The following is a 9,935-nucleotide window of genomic DNA, read 5'->3' as shown; positions in this document are numbered from 1 at the left end:
CGGAAAATTCATCCAGAATCCGGTGCAGTTCCCGCAGCGGGCCGGTCAGCTGGGTAAAGCACAGGTAGGCGGTCAGTACGGTGCCGATGGTGATGACGCCCTGGGATGCCAGCAAAACCGAAATCCCGATGACCAGTACGCTGAAGAATGCTTCATTTACAAACTTCAGGCAGTCGTACAGCGCCATGGCTTTATGGTGGCGCATTTCCTTTTTGCGCAGCTGTTCGGACTGTCCTTCAATGCGCAGGCTTTCGGTCTGGGCGCTGTCCAGTGTGCGGATGGTCTCAATACCGCCCAGTAACTCTACCATGGTGCCGTCCATATCGGCCTTGGTATCCATCAGTTCCACGCGGATGCCCTTTTGTGTACTGATCTGCCGGAAGACAATAAATGTGCCCACGGGAATGACCAGAATCACCATACATGCCACAGGGAAGGGCAGCTGCATAAAGATGGTCACAATGGCGGCCAGGCCGGTGGTCACGGCCGGGGCAAAGTCCATGAACAGCAGTTTGATCAGTTTGACGGTACCTTCCAGACTGCGGTTCAGACGGCCGTGAATGTTGCCGGTCATATGTTCACGAAAGTAGGCCAGCGGAGCTTTCAGCAGGGAGAGCGCAGCGCGCTGCCGGGCGTTTTTTTCGGCCTGGGTGGCCGCATCCTCTACAATAAGGCGGCGGATGACCTTGATGACTTCGTTGACCACGTTGACCAGCAGAATCACCAGCAGGATCGGAAGAACGGACTGGAAAGTTGCGGATTTGGCCGCTAATACATGGTCTGTAAGATACCCTACCGCCAGCGGCGTCATTTGGCTGAGAACGGCGGATATTCCCAGAATGGCCAGCACGATAAAAAATTCAAGCTTTTGTTTGCGGGGCAGCAACGCAAAAAGCCTGCCCCATATTTTGCGGGTTTGTTTGTCGGTGTTCATTCCGCACAGCACCCTTTCCCAAGATTTGCCTTCATTCTATCACAGTTTCGGCAGGAAGAAAACGGACCAGGGAATGGAAAATAAAAAATGCACAGGGGAAAGCTCCCTGTGCACAGTGTTGTTTACTGCGGACCGATGGGTTTGTCCGGCGGATATTCGCCCTGCATTTTGGCCTCCATGCGGCTCAGGCGGGCTTCCAGTTCCGAAATGCGCTGGCTGACAATATCGGGCAGTGCCTGCTGGTCCAGGTCGTCGGCCGGGCAGCATTTGATGTTGCCTACCCGCACCACTTCGGCGGGAACACCTACGGCGGTGGCGTTGGCGGGCAGGTTCTTCAGCACGACGCTGCCGGCGCCCACACGCACGTTATCGCCGATGTAAACCGGCCCCAGTACCTTGGCACCGGCGCCGATCAGAACGTTGTCGCCCAGGGTGGGGTGGCGCTTTCCGGTATCCTTGCCGGTGCCGCCCAGCGTTACGCCGTGATAGATGGTGCAGTTGTCGCCGATTTCGGTGGTTTCACCGAACACGATGCCCATGCCATGGTCGATAAACAGCTTGTGCCCGATTTTGGCACCGGGATGAATCTCGATGCCGGTCAAATGGCGGGAAAGCTGGCTGATCAGCCGCGCCAGAAAGAAACACTTTTTGCGATACAGAAAATGTGCAATGCGATGCGTGACCAGCACATGAAAACCGGGGTACAGAATGATGACCTCCAGCACATTGCGTGCGGCAGGGTCCTTATCCCGGATGTTTTTTGCGTCTTCCCAAAGCCCCATGATACAGTCCTCTCTATCCCAAACAATACTATTATAAATAGTAGCACATTTTTTGCCAAAAGGCAACGGGCGGCAAAACGGGCAGGCATTTTGTCAAATTGTCCAAAAGTTGACGCAAAAATCCATAAAATCCCTCACGGTGTAAAAGAATGACCTGCATTGACACATTTGCTGCGGCATGGTACAATAAGTAAAATCTGTGTAAGGGAGAGGTGCGCCACTATGCAAAGCTGTTCCGTCAGCTTCAAAATGTACGGTGGGGTGTTCTTTCCTGGCACCGCACAGGGTATCGCTTTTTGACTTTTCCCTTTTTTCGGGAAAAGTTTTTTTTTGCCCGCACGTCAAAGTGTGGGGCCCTGCCAAGAAAAAACAGGAGGTCTTGCCATGCTGATCCGCAACGCAAAAGACTGTGAAGGAAAATCCGTCGAACTCTGGCTGCGCGACGGCAAAATCGCCGCTGTGGGGTTGGGGCTTCTTGTTCCGGAAGGAGAGGAAGTTCTGGATGCCAAAGGCCGGACGGTTCTGCCTGCTTTTATCGATACACATTGCCACTGGCGCACGCCGGGCTTTGAGTATAAAGAGGATATCGCCACCGGTTCCGCCGCAGCGGCCGCGGGTGGGTACACCTTTGTGAACCTGATGCCCAACACCAAGCCGGTCTGCTCTTCGGCCGAGATTGCCCACGCCGTTCAGGAGGAGGCACGGCGCATCGGTCTGTGCGATGCCAACCAGACGGTATCCATCACCAAAGACTTCGACGGTAAAACCATCGACCACCTGGCGACCCTGCCGGAAGACATCAAGTTCATCACGGAGGATGGCCACGGCGTTATGAACAACGCTGTCATGGCGCGGGTCTTTGCGCTGGCGACCGAGCGCGGCCTTACGGTCATGTCCCATGCGGAGGACAGCGACATCAGCCCGTGGGATTACCGCCTGGCAGAAAACATCGAAACGGTGCGCAACTGCCACCTGGCCGAATACTACGGCACCCGGCTGCACATGTGCCATGTGTCTACCAAAGAAGCAGTGGATGCCATTCGCATCAGCCGGATGCGTGGCGCGCGGGTCAGCTGCGAAGTGACGCCCCATCATTTGTGGTTTGATGACAGCCGCCTGCAGTACAAGGTAAATCCGCCTATCCGTAAGGCTGATGATGTCACCGCCCTGATCGAAGCCATCAAGGATGGCACCGTAACCTGCATCGGAACCGACCACGCCCCTCATACGGCGGAGGAAAAGGAAAAAGGTGCCGCCGGTATGGTTGGGCTGGAAACCGCTTTCGGTGTTTGCTACACCAAGCTTTGCCGGGAACAGTGCCTGCCGCTGGAACTGCTCAGCTTCCTGATGAGCGCCGGCCCGGCAGCAGTTATGGGCTTGGCCGACCACAAGGGGCTGCTGGCCCCCGGCTATGATGCCGACGTGGTGCTGGTGGACCTGGACCATATGTACCAGGTGGATGCATCGGAACTGCACAGCAAGAGCAAAAACTGCCCCTATGATGGTGCTTATCTGTTTGGTAAAGTGGTTACCACCATCAAGGGCGGCAAGGTGACCTTTCAGATCGAGGAATAAATACAATTTTTAGAACGGGGGAACCATTATGACCAACATGGACAAACTGTATGAGAGCGTAGCTGCCAACGGCCCGGTCTGCGTCGGCCTGGATACCGAGATCAGCTACCTGCCCACTACCGACACCGCCAAGACGGCGGGGGAGAACGTTGTTGAGTTCAACCGCGCATTGATCAATGCCACCAAGGGCGTGGCGGGCTGCTACAAAGTACAGATCGCCTATTATGAATCCCTGGGTATGGACGGCATGCGCGCCTATGCGGAGACCCTGAAACTGGCCCGGGCCACCGGCCTGCCGGTGATCGCCGACATTAAGCGCGGCGATATTGCCAAAACGGCCGAGATGTATGCCAAGGCACACTTTACCGGTGACTTTGAAGCAGACATCATTACCTTGGCTCCCTATATGGGCCTGGATTCCATCAGCCCCTATCTGCCTTACTGCAAGGAGCAGGGCAAGGGTGTGTTCGTGCTTTGCCGCACTTCCAACCCCGGCGCCAAGGACTTTGAGTACCAGAAACTGGCCGACGGCCGCCATGTTTACGACCTGGTGGGCGACAGCCTGACCGAGCTGGGCAAGGACTATATGGGTGAGCACGGCTACTCCAGCATTGGTCTGGTCATCGGCGGCACCCATACCGAGGAAGCCACCGCAATCCGCGCAGCTTATAAGAACACCTTCTTCCTGATCCCGGGCTACGGTGCTCAGGGCGGCAAGGCGGCGGATATTGCCCAGTACCTTACCAAGGGCAACGGCGGTGTGGTCAACTCCAGCCGCGGCATTCTGCTGGCCTGGAAGAAGCAGCCCGGCGTAGCCTATGACGAAGCAGCCTACAATGAATGTGTGCGTATGCGGGAGGATATTCAGGGTGAATGCGATAAGCTGTAAGCTTCAGGTTCTGGCCCAGGAAAGCCTGGCGCCGGACATCCGCCGCTTGGTGGTGCAGTGGCAGGACCCCCGCCACGAACCCCATGCAGGTCAGTTTTATATGCTGCGCGCCTGGGCGCCGGACGCGCCCCCCATTCTGTCCCGTCCCATCAGCGTGCATGATTTCGACAATCAGACCGGTGCCCTGACTTTCCTGTATCAGGTCAAAGGGGAGGGCACTCAGAAACTGGCAGCCCTGCAGCCCGGTCAGACGCTGACCGTCACCGGCCCCTGCGGCAACGGTTTTGATGTTGCAGGCCTGGCACAGCAGTATGGCAAAATTGCCGTGGTGGGCGGCGGTATCGGCACGGCGCCGCTGCTGCTGCTCTGCAAGCAGCTCTGCCGCGCCGGCATTCGCCCGGACCTGTATGTGGGCTTCCGGGACGAACCCTACGGCATGGAAGCATTTGTGCCCTGGTGCCACACCATTCATCTGGCTACCGATTCCGGTGCCCACGGCCACCATGGTCTGGTCACCGACCTGCTGGATGCGGCCAATTATGACCTGGTGCTGACCTGCGGCCCAATGGTTATGATGCGCGGCGTGGCCAAACTTTGCGCGGCAGCCGGTACGCCCTGCCTGGCCAGCCTGGAGAAAAAGATGGCCTGCGGTCTGGGCGCCTGCCTGGGCTGCACCTGCCACACCAAGGTGGGCCCGCGCACCGTCTGCAAGGACGGCCCCGTATTCAAAGCTGAGGAGGTGTTCGACTGATGGCAGATCTGCATGTGGATTTTCTCGGTAAGCGGTTGGCCGGCCCGGTCATCGCAGCCTCCGGTACCTTCGGATTCGGTCCCGAATATGCCGACATCGAAGACCTGCGTCTGCTGGGCGGCATCTCCGGCAAAGGCCTGACCCTGAACGGTCAGCCCGGTAACGAGGGCGAACGCCTGTATGAAACCCCCTCCGGCCTGATGAACTCCATCGGCCTGCAGAACCCCGGCGTACAGCATTTCATCGATCATGAACTGCCCGCCATGCGCCGCTGCGGTACCACCGTCTGGGCCAATCTGGGCGGCCACACCATTGAAGAAAACGTGGAAGGCGTAGAGAAGCTCTGCGCCGTCGGCATTGATATTCTGGAACTGAATATCAGCTGCCCCAACGTCAAGCAGGGGGGTCTTGCTTTCGGTATCCGCGCACAGGACGCCAGTGAGGTGGTCAGCGCGGTGCGCAAAGTCTGCACGGTACCGCTGGTGGTCAAACTCAGCCCGCAGGCAGAAAACATCCCCGAGATGTGTAAAGCGGTGGAAGCAGCCGGTGCCGACGGCATCAGCCTTTGCAACACCTTCCAGGCCTGCGCCATTGATCTGGAAAAACGCCGCCCGGTGTTCAACAACACTTTTGCCGGTTTGTCCGGTCCGGCGGTGCGCCCCATTGCCCTGCGCATGGTCTGGCAGGCGGTGGGGGCCGTTAATATCCCGGTGGTGGGTCTTGGCGGCATCCTGACAGGACGCGATGCACTGGAGTTCATTATGGCCGGTGCAGCCGCTGTTCAGGTGGGTACGGCCAACTTCCTGGACCCCCAGGCCTGTGTGCGCATCACGGCGGAGATCGGCCAGTGGATGGATGCTCATGGCGTCAAGACGCTGGATGAAATCCGCGGCTGTGCCCGGCAGTGATTTGAATTTTTATGCATACATATTGCAATAATATTCAATTCGTGTTACTATAAAATGAGTATAATACAGGAGGAAAGTATCATGGCGAGAGAAGCAATCGAAGTTTTGAAGGAATGTGAAGCCTTCCTGGAGGGTCATTTCCTGCTGTCGTCCGGCCGTCATTCCAGCGCTTACTGCCAGATGGCGTTTCTGCAGCAGTACCCTGACCGCTGCGCCGAGGTTATGGCACCGGTGGCAGAAAAGCTGAAGGAACTCAACGTGGACGTTGTGGTGGGCCCTGCCATGGGCGGCATCGTGTACGCCTACGAACTGGGCCGTCAGCTGGGCAAGCGTGCCATCTTCACCGAGCGTGTGGATAATGTTATGACCCTCAAGCGGTTCCGCATTGAGCCGGGCCAGCGCTGCATCATTGCCGAGGACGTGGTCACCACCGGTGTTTCCAGCCTGGAAACCAAGCGCGTGATTGAAGAGGCCGGCGGCATCTGCCTGGGCATCGCCTGCGTGGTGGACCGCACCCGTGCCGACGCTCCGTCTCCGATTCCCATCGTCGCCAGCGCCCTCAAGCTGGATCTGCCCAACTACGCCCCGGAAGAGTGCCCGCTCTGCAAAGAGGGCAAACTGCCGCTGGTTCACCTGGGCAGCCGCAAAATGAAGGAAGCGGCCAAGCAGACTCTTTAATACGCAACAGGGAGTTTAGAATATGCAGGCATATCTGATACTGGCAAACGGCCGGGTGTTCCGGGGGCAAAGCATTGGTTGCCCCGGTACGACCATCGGCGAAGTGGTGTTTGCCACCGGTATGGTCGGCTTTGAGGAAACCCTCACCGACCCCAGTTACTATGGGCAGATCATCACCCAGACCTACCCGCTCATCGGCAACTATGGCATGAACCATGAGGATGTGGAGAGCGGCAAAATCTGGGCTCGCGGCTACATTGTGCGCGAAGCATGCAAGACGCCCTCCAACTTCCGCAGTGAAGAAACCCTGGATGCCTTCCTGAAAAAGTACGGCATCATCGGCATCGAAGGCATCGACACCCGCAGCCTGACCCGTACGCTCCGGGAGAGCGGTGTCATGAACGGCGCCATCACCACCGAGTTCGACCCCGAGGCCGAGCCGGAGAAGGTGGCAGAGCTGCTGCCCCGGATTGCAGCTTATGCTGTGACCGAAGCGGTCAAGACTGTGACCTGCCAGGAAGCCAAAACCTACGAGCCCACGGCGCAAGGCGCCTGGGAAGGCGAGCCGCTGCATGTGGCGCTGCTGGACCTGGGCTGCAAGAATAACATTGTGCGCTGCCTGCAGAAGCGCGGCTGCCGTGTGACGGTGCTGCCCGGCACCACCACCGCAGCAGAGCTGGCGGCGCTGAATCCCGACGGTCTGATGCTTTCCAACGGCCCCGGCGACCCGGCGGAAAACGTGGAGATCATCAAAAACATCGGGGAAATGCTGGATTCCGGCATTGCAGCCTTCGGCATCTGCCTGGGCCATCAGCTGACCGCTTTGGCGGCAGGAGCCAAGACCTGCAAGCTGAAGTACGGTCACCGCGGTGCCAACCAGCCTGTCAGCCATTACAGCGGCAAGCGCACCTTCATCACCAGCCAGAACCACGGTTATGCGGTGGAAGGGGAGACCCTGCCCGCGGAAGTGGGTCGTGTAAGCTATCGCAATGCCAACGACGGCACCTGCGAGGGCGTGGACTATTTCCGTTGGAACTGCTTTACGGTGCAGTTCCACCCGGAGGCCAACGGCGGCCCCAAGGATACCGAGTTCCTGTTTGACGAGTTTGTCAGCCGTATGCTGGCAGCGAAAGGAGTAAACATCGATGCCTAAAGACCCCAGTATCAAAAAGGTGCTGGTCATTGGTTCCGGCCCCATCATCATCGGTCAGGCGGCAGAGTTTGACTATTCCGGCACGCAGGCCTGCCGCGCCCTCAAATCCGAGGGTGTCGAGACGGTGCTCGTCAACTCCAACCCCGCCACCATCATGACCGACCCCGATATTGCCGATCATGTGTATATCGAACCGCTGACGGCGGAAGTCGTAGAGCGCATCATCGAAAAGGAAAAGCCGGATGCCATCCTGCCCAACCTGGGCGGCCAGATGGGCCTGAACCTTTCCATGGAACTGGCCCGCAACGGCTTCCTGGACCGCAGCGGCGTCCGTCTGCTGGCCTGCAAACCGGAGACCATCGACCGTGCCGAGGATCGTCAGCTCTTCAAAGATACCATGGAGAAGCTGAACCAGCCCATCATCCCCTCCAAGGTGGTTGAGGACCTGGACGATGCCCTGGACTTTGCCGAAGTGATCGGTTATCCCGTCATTGTCCGCCCGGCCTTCACCATGGGCGGTACCGGCGGCGGTATCTGCGAGGACCGCGAAAAGCTGCATGAAATTGCAACCAACGGTTTGCGTTTGTCGCCCATCCATCAGATTCTGGTGGAAAAGTGCATCTCCGGCTGGAAAGAAATCGAATACGAGGTCATGCGTGACTCCAAGGGCAACGTGATCACCGTTTGTAACATGGAGAACCTGGACCCCGTTGGCATCCACACCGGCGACTCCATCGTAGTGGCGCCCAGCCAGACCCTGTCTGATAAAGAGTACCAGATGCTGCGTACCGCTGCGTTGGACATCATCACCGAGCTGGGCATCGAGGGCGGCTGCAACTGCCAGTTTGCCCTGAAACCCGACAGCTTCGAGTACGCGGTTATCGAGGTCAACCCCCGAGTGTCCCGTTCTTCGGCGCTGGCCTCCAAGGCCACCGGCTACCCCATCGCCAAGGTGGCCACCAAGATCGCGCTGGGTTACACCCTGGACGAGATCACCAACGACGTTACCGGCGAGACCTGCGCCTGCTTCGAACCGGCGCTGGACTATGTTGTGGTCAAATACCCCAAGTGGCCCTTTGACAAATTCGTCTATGCGGACAAATCTCTGGGTACCCAGATGATGGCCACCGGCGAAGTCATGGCCATTGGCAATAACTTTGAGCATGCCATGATGAAGGCGGTTTCCTCCATCGAGCTGGGCATGGATACGCTGACCCTGCCGGATTTCGAGCAGCTTTCCACCGAGGAAATCATCGAGCATCTGCATGTGCAGGATTCCGAGCGTGCTTTCTGCGTATATGAAGCACTCAAGCGCGGTGTTCCCCACGAAACTATTTACAAGATCACTAAGATCGATTGGTGGTTCCTGGATAAGATGCAGCACCTGGCTGACATCGAAATGGGCCTGCAGAAAGGCGAACTGACCCGGGAAAAATATCTGGAAGCTAAGAAATTCGGCTTCCTGGACAAGACCATCAAGCGCCTGGCCGGCGTGGAAACGCTGCCCGAAGCCCCCAAAGCGGCTTTCAAGATGGTAGATACCTGCGCGGCCGAGTTCGCAGCCAAAACGCCGTACTTCTACTCCACCTATGATGAAGACAATGAGGCGGAGCAGTTTATTGCCGAGCGCAGCGATCCCAAAAAGAAGAAAGTGCTGGTATTCGGTTCCGGCCCCATCCGTATCGGTCAGGGCATCGAGTTTGACTACTGCTCGGTGCATGCCGTCTGGACGCTGAAAAACCACGGCTGCGAGGCCATTCTGGTCAACAACAACCCCGAGACCGTTTCCACCGACTTTGATACCGGTGACCGTCTGTACTTCGACCCGCTGAACCCCGAGAGCGTGGACAATATCATTGCCACCGAAAAACCCGACGGCTGCCTGGTCCAGTTCGGCGGTCAGACTGCCATCAAGCTGGCCAAGCACATGGACGAGATCGGTCTGCCCATCCTGGGCACCCCGGCAGATGCCATTGACGAGGCCGAGGACCGTGAACGCTTCGACCAGTTGCTGGAGCGCTGCGGCATTCCCCGCCCCGAGGGCCGTACCGTTTACACTCTGGACGAGGCACTGAAGGCAGCGCAGGAAGTTGGTTATCCTGTTCTGATGCGTCCTTCCTACGTTTTGGGCGGCCAGAACATGATCGTGGCCTACAACTCGGCGGACGTTATTGAGTATATGGGCGTCATTACCGCCCACGTGGATATGAGCCACCCGGTGCTGATGGATAAGTATATCTACGGTACCGAATGTGAGGTAGACGC

General features: G+C 57.9%; 9 protein-coding genes. 7 read left to right on the top strand and 2 right to left on the bottom strand.

Annotation, left to right across the window (positions count from 1 at the left end):
* The coding region (locus H6B10_RS09625; protein ID WP_204651408.1) for an ABC transporter transmembrane domain-containing protein at positions 1-934 on the bottom strand (934 nt) is incomplete at its 3' end.
* Positions 935-1,056: 122 nt separating this feature from the next.
* A complete protein-coding gene (epsC, locus tag H6B10_RS09620; protein WP_204651407.1) occupies positions 1,057-1,716 on the bottom strand; it encodes a serine O-acetyltransferase EpsC in 660 nt (219 codons plus the stop codon).
* Between the two features lie 384 nt (positions 1,717-2,100).
* Between epsC and H6B10_RS09615 the strand changes: the two genes are divergently transcribed.
* The 7 genes from H6B10_RS09615 to carB all read left to right on the top strand — a co-directional run.
* Positions 2,101-3,291, top strand: coding sequence for a dihydroorotase (locus tag H6B10_RS09615; protein ID WP_204651406.1), 1,191 nt, complete (start codon positions 2,101-2,103; stop codon positions 3,289-3,291).
* Between the two features lie 28 nt (positions 3,292-3,319).
* Positions 3,320-4,180 (top strand): orotidine-5'-phosphate decarboxylase, encoded by an 861-nt coding sequence (pyrF, locus tag H6B10_RS09610; RefSeq protein WP_204651405.1) that lies wholly within the window; start codon positions 3,320-3,322, stop codon positions 4,178-4,180.
* Positions 4,161-4,931, top strand: coding sequence for a dihydroorotate dehydrogenase electron transfer subunit (locus H6B10_RS09605; protein WP_204651404.1), 771 nt, complete (start codon positions 4,161-4,163; stop codon positions 4,929-4,931). Before pyrF ends, H6B10_RS09605 begins: the two co-directional genes overlap by 20 nt.
* Positions 4,931-5,839, top strand: a complete 909-nt coding sequence (locus H6B10_RS09600) for a dihydroorotate dehydrogenase (RefSeq protein ID WP_204651403.1) — start codon at positions 4,931-4,933, stop codon at positions 5,837-5,839. The genes H6B10_RS09605 and H6B10_RS09600 overlap by 1 nt, the downstream gene beginning before the upstream one ends.
* Before the next feature lie 81 nt (positions 5,840-5,920).
* A complete protein-coding gene (gene pyrE / locus H6B10_RS09595; protein WP_204651402.1) occupies positions 5,921-6,517 on the top strand; it encodes an orotate phosphoribosyltransferase in 597 nt (198 codons plus the stop codon).
* A gap of 22 nt (positions 6,518-6,539) precedes the next feature.
* Complete coding sequence (gene carA, locus H6B10_RS09590) at positions 6,540-7,670, top strand: glutamine-hydrolyzing carbamoyl-phosphate synthase small subunit (RefSeq protein WP_204651401.1); 1,131 nt, start codon at positions 6,540-6,542, stop codon at positions 7,668-7,670.
* The coding region (carB, locus tag H6B10_RS09585) for a carbamoyl-phosphate synthase large subunit (protein WP_204651400.1) at positions 7,663-9,935 on the top strand (2,273 nt) is incomplete at its 3' end. The genes carA and carB, both read left to right, overlap by 8 nt.

This window comes from Gemmiger formicilis, assembly GCF_016901605.1.
In the GTDB taxonomy this organism is placed as follows: Bacteria; Bacillota; Clostridia; order Oscillospirales; family Ruminococcaceae; genus Gemmiger; species Gemmiger formicilis_B.
Note: the sequence above shows the minus strand (reverse complement) of the source record. Positions and strands in the feature narration are given on the sequence as shown.

Excerpts from the sequence above, each read along its gene's own strand:
- epsC (WP_204651407.1), bottom strand. The coding sequence starts at position 1,716 with ATGGGGCTTTGGGAAGACGCAAAAAACATCCGGGATAAGGACCCTGCC.
- H6B10_RS09615 (WP_204651406.1), top strand. The coding sequence starts at position 2,101 with ATGCTGATCCGCAACGCAAAAGACTGTGAAGGAAAATCCGTCGAACTC.
- pyrF (WP_204651405.1), top strand. The coding sequence starts at position 3,320 with ATGACCAACATGGACAAACTGTATGAGAGCGTAGCTGCCAACGGCCCG.
- H6B10_RS09600 (WP_204651403.1), top strand. The coding sequence starts at position 4,931 with ATGGCAGATCTGCATGTGGATTTTCTCGGTAAGCGGTTGGCCGGCCCG.
- pyrE (WP_204651402.1), top strand. The coding sequence starts at position 5,921 with ATGGCGAGAGAAGCAATCGAAGTTTTGAAGGAATGTGAAGCCTTCCTG.
- carA (WP_204651401.1), top strand. The coding sequence starts at position 6,540 with ATGCAGGCATATCTGATACTGGCAAACGGCCGGGTGTTCCGGGGGCAA.